Below are 16,436 nucleotides of genomic sequence, written 5' to 3' on the forward strand. Positions count from 1 at the left end.
TCCGCGCCGATGGCTACCGCTCAGCGCCGTTTGGCCGCCGGGGCATCGGTGAGCTCCGCGGCGAGCGAGGTGAGCGCGGTGCGAGCCGCTGCGACCTCTTGCGGCCTCAGGCCCGAGAGGGCGCGCTTGACGGCGTCTTCGACGGTGCCCGCGCTCGGCACGTCTACGCGCTTGCCTTTCGGGGACAAGATGAAGAGCGCGCGACGACGGTCAATGGGATCGTGTTTGCGAACCACCAGCCCCGCCGATTCGAGGCGGCGCAAGATGCCGGTGAGCGTGCTCGGGTGGAGGTGCAAGATCTCCGCGAGCTCGCCGGCGGCGATCTTGGGGAATCTGCCGACGACCCGGAGCACGAACCGCTGCGGCCCGGTGACGCCCATCGTCGTCTCCATCAGCTTCGAGCGCGCCGCGAGCCCGTGATCGACGGCCCACACGAGGCGCATGAAATCGAGCACCGGGCCGAGATTTCCGGCGTTCACCGGCGACTCGTCTTTGTCCTTCACATCGTCTCCCTTGCTAGCGACGTGCGTCCGTCGGTCGGTCACAGCATGCTCGCTTCGACGACGTCGACGGTCGTGCGGTAGCGGCGATAGTAGGCGACCACCTTCACGACGTAGTCGCGCGTCTGCTGGTAGGGCGGAATGCCGCCATAGCGCATCACGGCCTCTTCGCCGGCGTTGTAGCCGGCAACGGTCAGCTCGAGATCACCGTTGAAGTTGTTGGCGAGGATACGGAGATAACGCACGCCGCCGAAAATGTTGTCCCGTGGATCGTCGATATCTCGTACTTGCAGCCGCTCGGCCGTCGGCGGCATGAGCTGCATCAAGCCACGTGCCCCCGAGACGCTTACCGCGCGCGGGTCGTAGTCGCTCTCGACCTTGATGACGGCGCGGACCAACTCGACGGGAATCTGGTAGAGCGCCGCTGCCTGACGAATGTGCTCGTCGTAGCGCGTGAACCGCGACGGGTCGCGCTCGCGAGGAGGCACGGCGCGCCCCGGCGCGTCGCCGTTCTTCTTCAGGTACAGCTTGCCACCGCCACCGGGACGGTTGGAGAAGTGAACGACACCGTCACCGTCAACCCACTGGTAGATGTCCGCGGCGGCGGGGCGCGGCGCAGCAAAAGCGGCGAAGCAAGCGCAGGAGAAGAGGAGCGCGCGGGCCGCATTCATGAGCACCTGGGATCCTGCCTGAACAAGGCCCCCCGCGTCCACATCATGGCTTCCGGCCGCAATCCGGCGTTCGCGCGCCGAGGGGGCGGGACGTCTGGGAAAGTCACACTGCAGCGGCGCCCAGCGCTATAAAGGGGCCCCGATGAGCTTCGAGACCCAAAGTGGCGGTGTGGCCCTTGAGCTTCCGCTCATCGCGGCGGCATTTGTGTTTCTCGTCTTCATCCTGTACCGCCTGCGGCCCGTCCTCGACGGCGAAGGCGGCCGCGAGGCTCGCGCCGCCCTCAAGGCAGCCGTCAAGCGCATCGACGACGCGAAGACCGACGACGAGCGCGTGGAAGCCCTTTGCGCCGCCGCCGACGCATCGGCGAAGCTGGTCAGCGGCGGCGGACGGGCGGTGCAGTTTTACCTCCGAGCCATGAAGCTGGCGCCGAAGTCGGCCGACGTCGTGGAGCGAGCTGCTCGAGGCATGCTGAAGCGCCCCCGCGGTCTGGAGAACCTCTTGTGGCGGCGCATCGGCACTGACGCGTGGAAGGCGGAAGAGGCCCCCGTGATCGCGGCTGCGCTGGCGCATCTGGCAACGCTCTACGCGGGGCCGCTCAAGAGCTCGGTGCGCGCGCGCGCGTTTTCCAACATGCTCGCCGCCATCAACGACCGAGCCGTGCAGATCAAGAAGGGCTGACCCGACACCGCGGCGCGAACGTGCCGCGCGACTAATGCGGCCACAAGGCGGTGGGCATCGCGTGGCGATGACTGAGCGCCAGCCAGTCCATGAGGCCCGCCACAGTCACGTGGACCAAGAAGCCCTGATAGATGCTCTTGGTCTTCATGCTGAGCGAGCCGAGCGCGATACCGGCGACGATAGCGCCCATGGTCTCGAGGTACGGCTTGCCGTAGTGGATCATGCAGTAGGGCACCGCCATGGCGAAGATGGCGCCGGAACCGAAGCTCTTTCGCAGCATCCCGAGCCAGAACCCGCGGAAGAAAACCTCAAGGGCGAAGAACTGGAAGAAGTACATCGCCTCCCAAATGAGGAAGTCGGCCCAAGAGCGCGAGCTCAACTTGTAAAACGGGTAGTAGGAGCCGAAGTCTGGCTCGCGGCTCACGATCCACATGGCCGGGAGCACCACGCCGAGGAAGAGGACGTAGATCCAGACGTGCTTGAAGAATCCGCGGGTCCGGAGGCCAAAATCCAGGACCGAGTCTCTGGGAAACGCGAGCTTCCACACGAGCAGCGGAAAGAGATAGCCGCCGACACGCGTGCCAGCCCACCATCCGAAACCCCACAGCTCGTCGTACCTCAAGAACCCAAGCTTCGCGCCCCACGCCCCCTTCACGAGGAGCGGGCGCACCGTCGCGTCGAAGAACAGGCGCCCGCCAAAGTACTCCTGCATCGTCAGGATGAAGGCGCACAGGACGAGGCCCACGAGCGGCCGAAGGTCGTAGCGTCCTTCCGCGAGGATCGCCGCGCGATGGCGCAGCGCTTCTTCGTCGAGCTCCCGCCACGTTTGCCGGAAGAACCAGTAGAGCAGTGGGCAAACGACCAAGAGCGCCGGCACCGGGAACAGCGGCTTCGCGAGGGCCGTCAGGAGCTCTGTCCCCGACGGGTTGTCGGAGAGCGCGATCACGTCGCGGGGCTTCCACATGGAGAGCAGCGTGAGCAAGAGGAGCCTCGATGCGTCTCAGGTGCGGGGGCGTAAGGCGAGTCGAGCACCCTGCTCGAGCCGCGCAATCGTCGTCTCTTTGCCGAGCAAGTGCATGACCTGGTAGAGCCCTGGGGTGGCCGAGCGGCCCGAGAGCGCGACGCGCGCCGGCTGCGCGACGACCTTGATCTCGAGGCCCTTGTCCGCGAGCCACGCGTGCACGCGCGCTTCGAGTTCGGCTTCCGAGAAGTCGTCAACGGTGCGAAGCAGCGCTGCCAGGGCCTCCAGCTGGGGCGCCGCCGCCGCCGTGAGGAACTTGTCGACGGCCTTCGGATCCATCTCCGGCTCGGCACGAAAGAAGTAGTCGAGCGCGTGGGCGGCCTCGATGAACGTCGTCGCGCGTTCGCGGATCGCCGGCAGGGCGCGCTTGATGGCGACCGGGTCGAGGCCTGAGAGCCCCCGCTTCGTCATCATCGGCAAGAGGCGCGTCACGTAGTCGTCATCGGAGCAGAGCTGCGGCGCCTTGATGTGCTCGTGTTCGATGGCCAGAAACTTCTTCGTATCGAACTTGCCGTCGCCACGGCCGCAGGCTTCCCAATTGAAGGCGGCGATGAGCTCGTCCTTGCTGAAGACCTCCTGATCGCCGTGGGACCAGCCAAAGCGGACCAGGTAGTTGAGCACCGCGTTGGGGTGGTAGCCTTGGTCCCGGTATTCGGTGACGCTGACGGCGCCGTGACGCTTGGAGAGCTTCTCTCCGCTCGGAGCGAGCATCATCGGGAGGTGCGCGAAGTCGGGCGGTGGCGCCCCGAACGCCTCATAGAGCATGATCTGCGGCGGCGTGTTGACCATGTGATCGCGGCCGCGAGCGACGAGCGAGATTTCCATCGTGATGTCGTCCACGACAGCGCCAAAGTTGTAGAGCGGCACGCCATCGGAGCGGAGCAACACGAAGTCTTGCTGCGCGCTGTTCGGCGTGGTGACTTCGCCGAAGACCTTGTCGACGTAGGTCACGTTGCCGTCACGTGGCGTCTTGAACCGGACGACGTAGGGCCCCGCCGGCTCGAGCCTCTTGTCGCGACAGGTCCCGGGATACGTGAACTTCGCCTTCGGGTCCTTCTGCTTCAGCGCTTCGCGCTGCGACTCGAGGTCCTCTTTCGTGCAGGTGCAGCGGTAGGCCTTGCCGGCGGCGATCAGGCGCTCGCTCCACTCTTTGTAGATGGCAAGGCGCGCCATCTGCTCGTACGGCCCGAAGTTGCCGCCGACGCCCGGCCCCTCGTCCCAGTCGAGGCCGAGCCACGACATGGAGTCCAGGATGATCTGTTTGCTCTCGGGCGTGGAGCGCTCTTGGTCCGTGTCTTCGATGCGCAGGACGAAGGTGCCCTTCGTCTTTCGAGCCCAGAGCCAATTGAAGAGCGCCGTCCGCACGCCTCCAATGTGCAAGTACCCGGTCGGCGAGGGCGCAAAACGAACACGAACCGGTCGACTCATGACGCGCGACGCTTACCAGGGGTGGCGCGCGATTGCACGGGCAACGCGTGGCGGGGTGAACGGCTCTTACGCCGCGGGCGCGGGCGCCGCTACTTCAGCTCCACCTTCGGCGCGCTGGGCGTTGGCTTCGGCGCGCCGCCCAACGGCTTCGGCGCGCTGACCGATGGCGCCAGCGCTACCTGCAGAGGGGAGGCCGCGGGCGCGGCCACCACGGTAGACGGCACCGCCGCGGCGACCGGGGCCTTCTTCTTGGGCGCGGCCCGCGCGGCAACGATCGGCGGAGCGGCGCCGGTAGCGACGGTAGCGGTTGCCATCGATGGCGACGGCGATGGCGATTCGACGGCGGGCGCGAGCGTTGCCGCGTCCACGGAGGCCGCGGCCGCGGCCGGCGCCACGGTGTCGGCGGAAGCGCCGGGTCGGAGCCAAATGAACGCGACCGCCGCGACGCTGCCGAGGCCCGCCAAGAACACGAAAACGACGCCGACGAGGAGGCCCGCGTTGGTCGGCTTACGGCCGACGTGAGACGCGGGACCTGAGACGGGAAACGACGGACCTGGCGGGGCGGACGCGTATGGGGGGAGCCCTCCGTGCAACCCGCTCGGGGGCGCACCGCTCGTCGTAGGGCGCGCATGCATGCCGGACCCGGGCTGCGGCTCGCGATGCACGCTGGGGGAGTGCATCGGCGCGACGGCAGGCGGCGTGCTCCGGTGGCCCGTGGGCTGCATCGCTTGGGCGTCGGCGCGTTGGGTCTGCGCAATCAACGCCGCGAGCTCGGGTGGCGGCCCCGAAAGGAGCGTCTGGGCGTGCGGATCGCGCGGAAGGTCGGAGAAGGCCATCCGCTGCGCATCCTGGCTCATCTTCTCGGTCCGCACGGCTTCCGCGGCTTCGTCGAACCTCGGGTGATCGTCACGCAACGTCGGCGAGCCAAAGGGCACAACGGGCGACGGGGCGGTCAGGCGGTGATCGGGGCCTGTCACCAGCGTCTTCGTTTGGGCGAAGTCCCTCGCCCCCGACGGCGGCATCGGAGCGCCAGGCATCGGCGAGGTCTGCGGCGGTGACGACGCGACGCCTTGCAAGGCAGCGAGCTGCGCCGGCGAAACGCTCACGGCCGCGTTGGAGGCAAGGCCCTGCTTCACGTCGGCTTCGCGGCGCAAGACCGCCTGCCGGACCGCGTCGGGCACGACGGCCGTGATGCCCGTGGCGTTGAGAGCCGCGCGGGCCGCAGCCGATGGCACCGGCTGGAGCACGTGCGAAAGCGCGCCGGCCAAATCTTGAGCGGAAGGAAAGCGCTCGTCCGGCAGGGGTCTCAGGCAGCGCATGACGGTGCGCGCCATCGCGTCGCTCACCTCCGGCCTGAGCGACTTGGGCGAGGGCACGGCGCCGGCGAGGATCATGCGAACACGATCGTCGAGGTGCAGATCCTCGTGGGGCACCTTGCCCGTCAGCAACTGGAAGAGGATAACTCCGAGCGAGAAGATGTCGGCGCGACCGTCGACCTTCGCGGCGCGCTCCCACTGCTCGGGCGCCATGTACTTGGGGGTACCGAGCGTCGTGGCCACGTTCGTGAGTGGCGCCATCGACCCGGGCCCAAGCGAGCTCTCGAGTTTCGCGAGACCAAAATCGAGGACCTTCACGCATGGCGTCCCCGCCGCGTTGGTCGTGAGAAAGAGGTTGGCGGGCTTGAGGTCGCGATGCACGATCCCAAGGGCGTGAGCCTCCGCCAAGGCCTCGCACGCTTGCCCCACGTAGGTGGCGGCCTCGCGCTCGGAGACGAAGCCGCGCTCCGCGATGAGATCCGCGAGGGTCTTTCCCTCAAGCATCTCCATGACCAGGAAGAGATCGCCGTCGGGCAGCTCGCCCAAGTCCAGCATGCGAACGGCATACTCGCTGCGGAGCGAAAACATCGCCTGGGCTTCGCGCTTGAAGCGCTCTCGCGCTTCGCGTTCGCCGAGCGCCCAGGGCCGCACGAACTTGAGCGCCACCTGGCGACCGAGCGCCAGGTGCGTGGCCGCGTAGACGATGGCCATCCCGCCTTCGCCGAGGCGGCGTTCGATGCGGTACTTGCCGCCGATGAGGTCGCCAACGTTCGGCGCGGGACCGGCCATCACTGAACCCTATCCCACGTCGCCGTTGGCGGGCAGGCCCATGCCTCGACGCATGCGTCCCGACGACAAGGTGCCGAAACCGTCGGCCGACGGGCTCTCAAACCCTTGCGACGGGGAGCCGGCGCTGATATCCGTTCGCCCCCTCAATTGCCCCGCAAGTCATCTTGCGGCCCCTCGAAAGGTCTCGCCATGAAGAGCCCCCTCGCTACCGTCAAAGAAAAGTTTGGTGACAAGGCCAAGCTCGTCGCCGCCGTCGAGAAGTTCACGACCGACGAACTTTGGGTCAACCGCACCAACAAGGCCAAGGGGCTCGCGCACGTCTCCAATGCCCAGCTCTTGCGGTTGCACGCCATCTTCTCGACGGTGAAGGAGAAGTTCGGCACCCGCGACAAGCTCATCGACGCGATCATCGAGCTTGAGAAGCGCACCAAGGACGCCGGGTACCGCACACGCGTCGCCGCCTACCCGGTGCCGCGCCTCTGGGACATGTACCGCTCGGTCTCCAAGCGCACGGCGCCGGCAGCCGCCAAGAAGGACTCAGCGTCGGCCCCGAAGAAGGCGCCCGCCAAGAAGGCCGCGGCCAAGCCGGCGGCCGAGAAGAAAGCTGCCCCGAAAAAGAAGTGACGCGATTTCGCCCCTGAACGCGGAGAGAAAAGCTCATGGCCAAGCGCCCCATTGCTCCGGTCCCTGTCGCTGACACTGGCTTCCCCCACATGCACGACTTGTTCGTGCCGAAGGCCATCTTCTTTACGAGCGGCGTCGGCGTGCACAAAGACCGGCTGTCGTCGTTCGAGCTCGCGCTCCGCGACGCCGACGTGGAAATCGCCAACCTCGTCACCGTCAGCTCGATCTTTCCGCCTCACTGCAAGGAGATCAGCCGCAAGGAGGGCGTGCGCCTCATCAAGCCGGGGCAGATCGTCCACTGCGTGATGGCACGGCAAGACACGAACGAGCCGAACCGCCTCATCGCGGCCTCGATCGGTTTGGCGCGCCCCGCCGACGCCTCGAAGTACGGATACCTGTCGGAGCACCACAGCTATGGAGAGACGGCGAAGAAGGCCGGCGAATACGCCGAAGACCTCGCCGCAACGATGCTCGCCACGACGCTCGGCATTGAGTTCGATCCGGACAAGGCGTGGAACGACCGCGAACAGGTCTTCAAGATGGAGAAGACCTTCCTGAAGACCCGCAACGTGGTGCAAAGCGCCGAAGGCGATCCCCGCGGCATTTGGTCCACGGTTGTGGCCATGGGCGTCTTCATCTTCTGACCTCCTGAGTCGAAGCCGCGCCGAACTTGGCCCACCACGCTGGGTCACGATATCCGGAGGCGGCCATGCTCATCGAAGTCCAATCCTTCACGGGCGCCCTCACACCGGCACGGCACCGGCTCGTCACAACGGTGGCGACGGAGGCTCTTGTTTGGCTCAGCGACGCGGTCCGCGCCGTTTTCATTCGCGTACCAAGCGGCCCCCGCGCGGCCCCTGCGAGCCTGCGTCCAACAAGCGTCGTGGTCGTACTCAAAGACGGCCGGCGCTTCGACGCGCTGGCCGAGGAGCCGATTCTCGCCGACGCCCTCGAGCGCGCGTGCCACGACGTACGGCGCCAAATCGCCGACGCGCTGGGCCGGCCCCTGCGCCGTCGCCGCGGCGCGGCAGCGTCCCCCGATTCGCCGCTTGCGGGCGCCGAGCGCCGTCTGGCGCGCTGACGCCGGCACCGCTTGCGTCAATCCTGCGAACGTTAGGCGCGTGACGCGCCGCGTCTTCATCGAATCGTTACACGTTTTCCCAGGGGCGACCTTGCGCCAAGCAGCCACGTCTGCCATTGGATGGGCGTGGAAGAGGGCGGGAAGATGGTTGTCACGAAGATCGAAGGTCCGGTGGTCCGAGGCGTGTTTCCTACGCTTGACCGGGACGCGTCGCTCGAGGTCGCGCTGTCCAAGGTCCACGATGCGGAGCGCGCCATCGGCGCGACGCTCGCCTCGGCGACGCCCACGGAAGCTCGTGCTCTCCGCATGGCCCTCGCGCTGGCGTCAAGCTTGGCCGACGAGCTTGAGGGGTTGCTCGTCGCAAAGGGAGCGATGAGCAGTGAAACGCGCCTGCGCACGACCGTCCCGTCCGCGAACATCGCGTAGAGCTGCCGTCGGCCCTTGGCTGGTGGCATGCAGCACGCTGGCAAGCTGCGACGAGGTGCGGGAGCCCGTTTGCGGTGCTCCGGTGGGCCCCGCCAGCAACGTCGCCGAATTTTAGGTCGTTGGCGGTGGCCCGCAACGGGGCACAGCTACACGCGGGCCTCGAACGTCTATCGACCTTAGCTTGGCGCGCTTGCCAATGGCAGCGCTGCCGCGCTCATGCGTGCAAACTGCACAAGCCTCCTCCCCTGCAACGCGGCGCCGGCGGCGATGACAAGCGGGGGCAGCACAAAGAGTGTCATCGCAGGTTCGGCGACGAGGCAGATCAAGCCGAGGCAACCGGCGAGCGCTGCGACGACCAGGTACGCCCAAAAGGCCGCGAGCCCGGCGCCCTCGACGTCGTCCAGGGACTCCTCCGAGGAGACCAAGATCGCGTTGCCCGCACACCAGACGCGGTACGACGCGTACACGACCGGAAGGAGGAGCACGCCGAGCCCGTAGAGCGCGACGCCGCTTAGAAACGCGGCGAAGGCCGGGACGAAGAGCGTGCCGAACATGAACGCGCCAGCCGCCGCCCCGCGAACGTGGGCGGGAATCTCGTAGACGTAGCCGGGAACAAGTGGCTGGTCTCGGTAGCCTGGCGAAGGACAGACGGGCGGCAACGGCGTCGCCCAACGCGCGGCGTGCCGCTTGAGCGCACGGCGATACGCGATCACGGGCGCGACAAGGAGCGCAAGGGCGCTTACGAGGAAGAGCGCCGGCACACCCAAGGCGCCCGCCACGATCGCGGGGCACAGGGTCAGCGCGGCCAAGAGCCAAGGCGACATCGCCGGGGTTAGACGCGCGAAAAGGCGGGGGCATTCCACGGCCGACCGAGCGCGCGAGAGCCGTGGTAACGTCGCGAAATCATGGCGTCTCAATTCACCTGCCGAAACGAGTTTGACTGCGACGAGGCCACCTTCTGGGACACATGCACGTTCTCTGAAGAGTTTTGTCGAGCGCTGTACCTCGACGTCCTGCGCTTCCCCGGCTGGAAGGTGCTCGAACAAAGGATGAGGGCGGCATCCTCACGAGGCGCGTGCAGATCGACCCGCCGCTCGTGGGTCTGCCGGGCCCGGTGGCCAAACTGGTGGGCGACAAGTTCAGCTACGTCGAGGAGGGCCGCTTTGACCGCAAGACCAACCGCTACACCTTTTCGGTGAAGCCGAGCACGGCGGCCGACAAAGCGAAGACCGTCGGCGAGCTGTGGACCGAGAAGCTCGGCGACAAGCGATGCGCGCGCTCCGCGAAGGTCGAGGTCGACGTGAAGATCTTCATGGTCGGCGGTCTCCTCGAGGAGAAGATCCTCTCAGACCTTCGCAAGTCCTACGACGAGACCGCCAAGTTCATTGGCAAGTACCTCAAGGACAAAGGTCTCGCCTGAACGGCTAGCGCGCAGCCTTCGCGACGACCTTGCGGTACGTCACGAGGTCGACCCCGGGCCGGTAAAAGTCCGCGAAGACCGCGGCGCGCTCATAGCCGATGGAGTCGTAGAAGGCGCGCGTCGCGTCGTACGCGTCGCTTCCCTCCGTCTCGACGCGCACGAGCAGCGCTCCGCGCTTGGTCAACTCCGCTTCCATGGCTGCCACGAGCGCGCGGCCGATGCCCTTGCCCTTGTCGGAGGGCCTTACGCAGACCCAATACAAGTCGTAGGTCCCCTGCGTCATCGCCGTGTGACCGAAGCAGATGTAGCCGGTCGGCACTGCCGCCGTCTCCGCCACGAGCACCTCGTAGTCGCTGCCGCCTTCGAGCGCGCTGTCGATGAGCTCGAGCGCCACCTCCGCTTCATCGGGGGTGAACTCCGCCGTTGCGGCGAGGATCTCAGCGAGGTGCGATCGATCCGCGCGCACCAGCTTGCGAATGCTGTTCGTCACGCTCCTCCTTCATCCGTCGGCGCAACGAATACCGCCCCACGAGCCGCACCAGCGCCTCGTAGTCGATGCCCACAGCGCCCGCGGCGCGAGCCATGCCGGCAGTGGGCGAGAGATCGCAATTCGGGTTCACGTCGACCACGTAAGGGACGCCGTCGGGCGAAAGACGGATGTCGACGCGACCGTAATCGCGGAGACCGACGGCACGAAAGGCCTCGAGCGCCACGCGCCGAACGCGGGCCGCGACGCTTGCCGGGAGCTCGGGATGCAGCACCGGTTGCGTGCCCTTGTACTCCGGCGAGTCGGCAGTCCACTTGGCGTCGTAGGACACGATCTTGGGGACACCCGCGGGGAGGAGCGCGAAATCGATCTCCGAGAGCGGCAACACGCGCGCGGACGGGAAGCCAAGTAGCGCGACGTTCAGCTCGCGACCGTCGATGAAGCGCTCGACGATGCACGGTTGACGATATTCGCGGACCACATCGGCGACGACGCTGCGGAGCGACGCCTCGTCGTGGACGACGCTCCGCGACTGGATGCCGACGGAGCCGTCTTCGCGGACCGGCTTGACGATGACGGGAAACGGGAGCGAACACGGCGCGTCGGCGTGCGTCATCACGCATGACTCGGGCGTCGGTACGCCGGCTTCCACGAGCACCGCTTTGACGCGATCCTTGTGGAGCGAGAGGCTCAAGACCTCGGCGGGGCTCCCAGTGATGGGGAAGCCGAGCAGCTCGACGATGAGCGGCAGCGCGCTCTCGAGGCGGGCGTCGCCGCAGATCGACTCGCAGAGGTTGAACACGCTGTCGGGTTGAAACCGCACGAGACGATCGCGAAGCGACGTGAGGTCGCCATCGATGGGGATCAACTCCACGTCGGCGGGGCCGGCCGAGAGCGCATCGGACACGGACCTCGCGACCGCTTCGACGTCGGCACGCGCCGCCCAGCCGGGATCGCCTTCGGGAGACGAGTCCGCGAAGTCGACGTTGTAGAGAATGGCGATCTTCAGTCGTTTGCGACGCCCTCGAGGGAGCGGCGACCTTGGCATTTGTTGCGTCATGCGGCTTTCATTTGCCAGCGAACACGCCGTACCTTCGCAATCTACAAGCGCGGAGATCGAGGTCAAGGAATGACTCGCGTGCTCACGATGAGGCCATGACGAAACCGCCCGCGCACCGACACCGGCGTACCCTGCTCGGGCAAGCGTGGCTCGTGGTGAGAAAGGATCTCCTCATCGAGCTACGCACCAAGGAGATCGTCACGACGGCGGGTTTTTTCGCGGCGCTCATCGCGATCATCACGAGCGTGGCGTTCTCCACCGGGGCCGAGACCACCAAGCGCATCGCGCCCGGCGCCATGTGGGTCAGCATCGCGTTCGCCTCCGTGATGGCCCTTGGCCGAAGCTGGGGCCGGGAGCGAGAGGACGGCGCGCTGCTGGGCCTGCTCGCGTCTCCCCTCTCGCGCGGCGCCTTATTCCTCGGCAAGGCCCTCGGCGTGCTCGTCTTCGTTTTCGCGGTGGAGTGCATCGTAGTCCCGCTCGTGGCGCTGGTGTTCCACATCGATCTACCGCTGGTGGTGGGCCCGCTCCTGGTCTTCCTCTTGCTCGGCACGCTCGGCGTGGCCCTGACCGGCACGCTCTTCGGCGCCATGACCGCGCGAACCCGGGCGCGCGACCTCTTGCTCGCCGCGGTCCTCTTTCCCCTCATCACGCCGGCACTGCTCTCCGGTGTGGCGGCGACGCGGGAGCTGCTCTCCGGTGCCGTCCTCTCCGAGCTCACGGACTACGTCCTCCTGCTTGGCGCGTTCGACGCCATCGGGCTCGCGCTCGGCGTGACGATGTTCGGCATGCTCGTCGACGATTGAACCGAGCGACAGCGGCTCGACGTTCGACGACACGTAGGCCGCGCACCCTGACGAGGCGGGCGAGGCCCAGCGGATCGAATCGATCCTCCGCCAACCACGGAATCGCCCGCAGTTGTCGAGCCCCGCTCGCGCATAAGCGTTGCAGCGGATGAGCGAGATGGACAGTCCCCCTCCTGTCACACCGCTCCTCACGGACATCACCCCACAACAGCTCGCGCACTCGTGTCGGCAAGCAGGCCTCAGCTTTCTGCACGGCGCACTCAAGGGCTTTGGACCGCGAGGTCTCGACGACTGGCTCGACGGTCCCTACCGCGCCACCCTGAGGCAGCCGCGCGTCACTCCGTTGCCACGGACGCAGCGGCTCGCGGGTCTCGCCGGGGCGCTGGTGCGACTGGTCCGCACGGCCGTGATCGACAACGTTCGAGGCATGGCAGGCGGGGATTGGGGCCCCGTCGTCGACGCCATGCGGGTCGGTGCGATATTGCCGGCGCGAACGCCGGCGGGGGAGCTCGTCTGGACGCCGGTCGATGACGCCCAGCTGCGCCTCGATCACCGTGTTCGCGCACTCTTCGTGTGCGACTACCTCGTCGATGCCGACGCCTACGAGGAGCTGCTCAACATTTGCGTCGCCTGCTACCACATGGACTTCGACGGCAGCGGCCGCGCGTGCACGCGGTGCGTCCCCGAATCACGCGTCAGCGTGGTCCGTAGTCGGGGCGTCTTCGGCGCGAACGTGGCGGCGAAGAAAGCGGTGCGCTAGGCCGTTTCCACGAGGGCCGCGACGTCGCACCTGATGCGCTCGGCGTCGAGCGGGGCGCCGGTGACCTCGCCCAAAGCCCAAACGCCCTCCGCGATGCGGCCCCCCGCGTTGGTTCGGACGACGAAGCCGCTCGGTGCGTGCTCCAGGAGCGCACCAGCCTGGGCGCAGAGTTCGTAGGCCGGCGCACGCACCGCGTCGACGAGCAGCGCATCCACCTTGTGAGGCTTCGGGGCTCCCTCGAAGGACACCTCCTTGGCTCGCGACGAACCGGCCGCGGAACGGGGCAAGCCGCGAACGAGCTCTACCTCCATCGGAAGCTCACGCCGACGAACCTCGTCGGCGAAGATCTCTCCGAAGGGACCGCCGCCCGGCGCTATCGCCACCGTCACGCGACCGCCCACAGCGACACCTTGACCGAGGAGCTGCAACGCCGCGCGGGCGCTGTAGATGCCAGGAAGGTCGTTTCCGTCGAATGGGATGACGCCGTCGTGAGCGCCGGGCGCAAGGACCAACGTCCTCGCCTCGAGCAACTCCGTCACGGCGGGTCCAACGACAAGGACGCCGTCGCCGTAGACGGCCGCTGCCACCGTGCTGGTGCGAACGGTGACGTCGCCGGTGAGAGCCGGCGCGATGAGCGCCCAAAGCTCCTTGACGGCGGCCACGTCCGAGAGCCCGCGGAGCGAGCCTCCCGCGACGAGACCGTCGTCGACGACCTCGACGCGCCTGCCCTTCTTGTGGAACGCCGTCGCGGCGGCGAGCCCAGCGGGGCCACCACCGACGATGAGAACGTCGAGCGAGCGACGAACCGCCGTCCTCGGAGCCCGCACGGCCTCCGGGACCCGCCCCAGCCCCGCGACGCGGCGAGCAAACGCTTGCATGACGTTTTGAACGCCAGGAACGCCGGCGAAGAGCTCGTGGTGGTTCATGCCATCGGGAAAGAACCAGTCGGTCATCCGCAGGAGGTCGAGCTTTCTTGAGCCCAACGTGTTTTGGGACGCGACCACCGTTCCGGCCCGCGCGGGCGCGAGGCATGTCATCACGTTGGGGGCGCCGTCGACGCGCATCAAGCAGCCGTCGCAAGCCCCGCGCATGCACGCCGGACCGCGCGGTCGGTGAAACTTGGGACTCCGCGCGAGGCCGATGGCGCCGGCCGCGACGAGCGCGGCCGCGACGGGCTCGCCTTCCTCGGCCACGAGGACCTTGCCGTCGAGCGTGATCTCGACGGGGTTCTTGGGAACTGAGGCACGAAACGGGGGACGAGACGCCATGAGAACGCGAGGAAGCGTCCCCGTAGCACGAGGCGGGACTAACCAGGTACACTTCCCGCTTCCCATGCGCCTGGGGCTGCTCGGACCGGTTCGCGACGAGGCGTCCAGCCTCGAGCCCGCCGTGGAATTTCTGCTCCACGAAGAGTCGGTGGGCCGCGTGATCTACCTGGGCAACGACGACGCGCTCGACCGCTGCGTCGAAGCTCGCGCACGAAAGCTCGTCGGCGAGGACCCCACAGACAAGGGGACGTGGCGACGCGCCGTCGATCTCATTTCGAACGGCGCGCCCTCGGAGATCGACGCGTTCGTGGCCCGAGAGCGTGAGCGTCGGCAACTGCGCCGCTTCGAGAGCCTCCCGAGACCGGCGCTCCGCACCGTCGAAATGATCGGCGACCGCCTCAGCGTGCTCATCTTCGACAAGAGCATGCTCGACGAAGAGGACATCTTTCCCGCGGCGTTGCTCTTCTACGGCAAGTCGCCGGGCTTTCTGGCGAAACGAATCGGGACGAGGTGGTTCGTCACACCAGGAACGCCGAGCGCCGAAGCGGGCATCGTCATCCTTGAGGAGAGCGGCGAAGATCTCGTGGCGCGCTTCCATTCGGAGACCGGCAACGCGCTCGCCGTGGAGCGACTCCCGCTCGCGGCCGCTGCCAAGTTGAAGGTCCAGGGCGGCGCGTGAAGGTCGCTGTCTTCGGTGGGAGCTTCAACCCGCCGCACCTCTCGCACGTCCTCGCCGCCACGGCCGTGTTGTCCACGGAAGACGTGGAAACCTTCTTGGTCGTCCCGACCTTCCGCCACCCCTTCGGGAAGCCGCTCGCGCCCTTCGAAGACCGCGTGCGCATGTGCGAGCTGGCCATGGGTTGGCTACCGGGCGTCATCATCTCGCGCGTCGAAGAAGAGCTCGGCGGCGAGAGCCGCACGCTTCGTACGCTGGAGCATCTGGCGCAGCAGCATCCCGCGTGGTCGCTTCGCTTCGTCATGGGCGCTGACATCCTGCTCGAGGCGCACAAGTGGCACGGGTTTGATCGCATCGCGGAGCTGGCTCCCCCGATCGTCTTGGGCCGCGTCGGCGTCGACAGGGCCGACGCGCCGAAGGCGGTCCTGCCAAACATCTCGAGCACCAACGTGCGCGCGAGCTTGGCCGCCGGCCACTACGACGACGTACGCGCCGTTGTGCCGCGAGCCGTTCTTGAGCACGTCGAGAGGCGTGGGCTCTACCGATGAAACCGCGAAGGTCCAGTGCTCGCTCACTTGCGAACATGCGCATCGCGATCGTGGGAGCCGGCAAGGTCGGTCGCGCCCTCTATCGTGCTGCACGCGCCGCTGGCGCGACCCGCGTGACCTTGCGAGCGGCGCGGAAGGGCCTGCCGCGCAAGCGACTCGATGCCGAGCTCATCGTCCTGTGCGTGCGCGATCGCGAGCTCGACGAGTTGGCCAAGGGCCTTGCGGCCAAGGGTCTCGTCTCGCCGACGGCCGTATGCGTGCATGTCGCCGGTGCCCTCGACGCCGAGGTGCTGGCGGCGCTGAGGCCCGCGTGCGCCGGCGTCGCCCAAATGCATCCGATGATCTCCTTCGCGGACAAGAACCGTCCGCCGCGCCTCGTGGGTGGACACGTTCACGTGAAGGGAGACCCCATCGCGGAGCGCCGCGCGCGACGTTTTGCCCGCGCTTTGGGGATGGTCCCGCGGACCTTTCGCCGCTTCGACCCGGTGGGCTACCACGCGGCCGCTGCCTTCGTGGCCAACGGTGCCGCCGTGCTCGCGGCCTTGGGGGCAAAGATTCTTCAGAAGGCAGGCGTTCCGCTAGAAACGGCGCCGCGGATGTTGGGCCCGCTCGTTGGAAGCGTAGCCGACAACATCGGGACCCTCGGGTTTCCGGCGTGCCTGACCGGGCCGGTACGCCGCGGCGATGCTGGCGCCATCGAGAAGCACTTTCGCGTGCTCGCGGCGCGCGTCCCCGACGCGATGGAGCTCTACCTGGCCAGCGTCGCCGGCCAGCTCCCGCTCGCCCGCGAACTCGCCGATGCCGCGCCGGAGCGCTTCGACGAAGTTGAGGCGACACTGAACAAGCTTCGGCGACATGGCTCAGGGTGAGCCAAGGCCC

The 16,436-nt window shown here is 67.4% G+C and carries 20 protein-coding genes; 11 read left to right on the forward strand and 9 right to left on the reverse strand.

Annotated features, from left to right (window positions below; all coding sequences use genetic code 11):
* Window positions 1–20: 20 nt before the first annotated feature.
* Window positions 21–443, reverse strand: coding sequence for a MarR family transcriptional regulator (locus IPG50_08985; GenBank protein MBK6692324.1), 423 nt, complete (start codon window positions 441–443; stop codon window positions 21–23).
* 98 nt (window positions 444–541) lie between these two features.
* Entirely contained in the window at window positions 542–1,171 is a 630-nt protein-coding gene (locus tag IPG50_08990; protein ID MBK6692325.1) for a lytic transglycosylase domain-containing protein, read from the reverse strand.
* A 142-nt stretch (window positions 1,172–1,313) separates the two neighbouring features.
* On the opposite strand from IPG50_08990, the gene IPG50_08995 reads away from it, so the two are divergent.
* Window positions 1,314–1,850 (forward strand): hypothetical protein, encoded by a 537-nt coding sequence (locus IPG50_08995; protein MBK6692326.1) that lies wholly within the window; start codon window positions 1,314–1,316, stop codon window positions 1,848–1,850.
* Window positions 1,851–1,881: 31 nt separating this feature from the next.
* On the opposite strand, the gene IPG50_09000 is transcribed toward IPG50_08995, so the two are convergent.
* The 3 genes from IPG50_09000 to IPG50_09010 all read right to left on the reverse strand — a co-directional run bounded on the left by IPG50_09000 (window position 1,882) and on the right by IPG50_09010 (window position 6,404).
* Entirely contained in the window at window positions 1,882–2,814 is a 933-nt protein-coding gene (locus tag IPG50_09000) for a CPBP family intramembrane metalloprotease (protein ID MBK6692327.1), read from the reverse strand.
* A 36-nt stretch (window positions 2,815–2,850) separates the two neighbouring features.
* A complete protein-coding gene (locus IPG50_09005; GenBank protein ID MBK6692328.1) occupies window positions 2,851–4,299 on the reverse strand; it encodes a glutamate--tRNA ligase in 1,449 nt (482 codons plus the stop codon).
* 89 nt (window positions 4,300–4,388) lie between these two features.
* Window positions 4,389–6,404, reverse strand: coding sequence for a protein kinase (locus IPG50_09010; GenBank protein ID MBK6692329.1), 2,016 nt, complete (start codon window positions 6,402–6,404; stop codon window positions 4,389–4,391).
* A gap of 189 nt (window positions 6,405–6,593) precedes the next feature.
* Here IPG50_09010 and IPG50_09015 point away from each other — a divergent pair, with 189 nt between their 5' ends.
* From IPG50_09015 to IPG50_09030, 4 genes are all read left to right on the forward strand, one after another.
* On the forward strand, window positions 6,594–7,028 hold the full coding sequence (locus IPG50_09015; GenBank protein MBK6692330.1) for a hypothetical protein: 435 nt from the start codon (window positions 6,594–6,596) through the stop codon (window positions 7,026–7,028).
* Between the two features lie 98 nt (window positions 7,029–7,126).
* Window positions 7,127–7,672: an arginine decarboxylase, pyruvoyl-dependent gene (locus IPG50_09020; GenBank protein MBK6692331.1), complete on the forward strand. Its 546-nt coding sequence runs from the start codon at window positions 7,127–7,129 to the stop codon at window positions 7,670–7,672.
* A gap of 65 nt (window positions 7,673–7,737) precedes the next feature.
* Window positions 7,738–8,109, forward strand: coding sequence for a hypothetical protein (locus tag IPG50_09025; protein ID MBK6692332.1), 372 nt, complete (start codon window positions 7,738–7,740; stop codon window positions 8,107–8,109).
* 144 nt (window positions 8,110–8,253) lie between these two features.
* Window positions 8,254–8,535, forward strand: coding sequence for a hypothetical protein (locus IPG50_09030; GenBank protein ID MBK6692333.1), 282 nt, complete (start codon window positions 8,254–8,256; stop codon window positions 8,533–8,535).
* A 176-nt stretch (window positions 8,536–8,711) separates the two neighbouring features.
* On the opposite strand, the gene IPG50_09035 is transcribed toward IPG50_09030, so the two are convergent.
* Entirely contained in the window at window positions 8,712–9,359 is a 648-nt protein-coding gene (locus tag IPG50_09035) for a hypothetical protein (GenBank protein ID MBK6692334.1), read from the reverse strand.
* A 251-nt stretch (window positions 9,360–9,610) separates the two neighbouring features.
* Here IPG50_09035 and IPG50_09040 point away from each other — a divergent pair, with 251 nt between their 5' ends.
* Window positions 9,611–9,955 carry a DUF2505 family protein gene (locus IPG50_09040; protein ID MBK6692335.1) on the forward strand — a complete coding sequence of 115 codons (345 nt, stop codon included), beginning with the start codon at window positions 9,611–9,613 and terminating at the stop codon, window positions 9,953–9,955.
* A 4-nt stretch (window positions 9,956–9,959) separates the two neighbouring features.
* On the opposite strand, the gene IPG50_09045 is transcribed toward IPG50_09040, so the two are convergent.
* Together IPG50_09045 and IPG50_09050 are read right to left on the reverse strand one after the other, a co-directional pair.
* Window positions 9,960–10,445 carry a GNAT family N-acetyltransferase gene (locus IPG50_09045; protein ID MBK6692336.1) on the reverse strand — a complete coding sequence of 162 codons (486 nt, stop codon included), beginning with the start codon at window positions 10,443–10,445 and terminating at the stop codon, window positions 9,960–9,962.
* Complete coding sequence (locus IPG50_09050; protein ID MBK6692337.1) at window positions 10,393–11,502, reverse strand: ATP-grasp domain-containing protein; 1,110 nt, start codon at window positions 11,500–11,502, stop codon at window positions 10,393–10,395. Before IPG50_09050 ends, IPG50_09045 begins: the two co-directional genes overlap by 53 nt.
* Window positions 11,503–11,597: 95 nt before the next feature.
* Here IPG50_09050 and IPG50_09055 point away from each other — a divergent pair, with 95 nt between their 5' ends.
* Both IPG50_09055 and IPG50_09060 read left to right on the forward strand, forming a co-directional pair.
* Window positions 11,598–12,305: a heme exporter protein CcmB gene (locus IPG50_09055; protein ID MBK6692338.1), complete on the forward strand. Its 708-nt coding sequence runs from the start codon at window positions 11,598–11,600 to the stop codon at window positions 12,303–12,305.
* A gap of 148 nt (window positions 12,306–12,453) precedes the next feature.
* The gene (locus IPG50_09060; protein ID MBK6692339.1) at window positions 12,454–13,065 is read left to right on the forward strand and encodes a hypothetical protein; all 612 of its coding nucleotides are present in this window, start codon (window positions 12,454–12,456) and stop codon (window positions 13,063–13,065) included.
* Here the strand turns inward: IPG50_09060 and IPG50_09065 are convergent.
* A complete protein-coding gene (locus tag IPG50_09065; protein ID MBK6692340.1) occupies window positions 13,062–14,333 on the reverse strand; it encodes a (2Fe-2S)-binding protein in 1,272 nt (423 codons plus the stop codon). The genes IPG50_09060 and IPG50_09065 overlap by 4 nt on opposite strands.
* A 64-nt stretch (window positions 14,334–14,397) precedes the next feature.
* On the opposite strand from IPG50_09065, the gene IPG50_09070 reads away from it, so the two are divergent.
* The 3 genes from IPG50_09070 to IPG50_09080 are packed head-to-tail and all read left to right on the forward strand — an operon-like array spanning window position 14,398 to window position 16,426.
* The gene (locus IPG50_09070) at window positions 14,398–15,012 is read left to right on the forward strand and encodes a hypothetical protein (protein MBK6692341.1); all 615 of its coding nucleotides are present in this window, start codon (window positions 14,398–14,400) and stop codon (window positions 15,010–15,012) included.
* Window positions 15,009–15,557, forward strand: coding sequence for a nicotinate (nicotinamide) nucleotide adenylyltransferase (gene nadD, locus IPG50_09075; GenBank protein MBK6692342.1), 549 nt, complete (start codon window positions 15,009–15,011; stop codon window positions 15,555–15,557). Before IPG50_09070 ends, nadD begins: the two co-directional genes overlap by 4 nt.
* Window positions 15,554–16,426, forward strand: coding sequence for a DUF2520 domain-containing protein (locus IPG50_09080; GenBank protein ID MBK6692343.1), 873 nt, complete (start codon window positions 15,554–15,556; stop codon window positions 16,424–16,426). The genes nadD and IPG50_09080 overlap by 4 nt, the downstream gene beginning before the upstream one ends.
* Window positions 16,427–16,436: the final 10 nt, after the last annotated feature.

The organism is Myxococcales bacterium (assembly GCA_016703425.1).
GTDB lineage: Bacteria > Myxococcota_A > Polyangia > Polyangiales > Polyangiaceae > JADJCA01.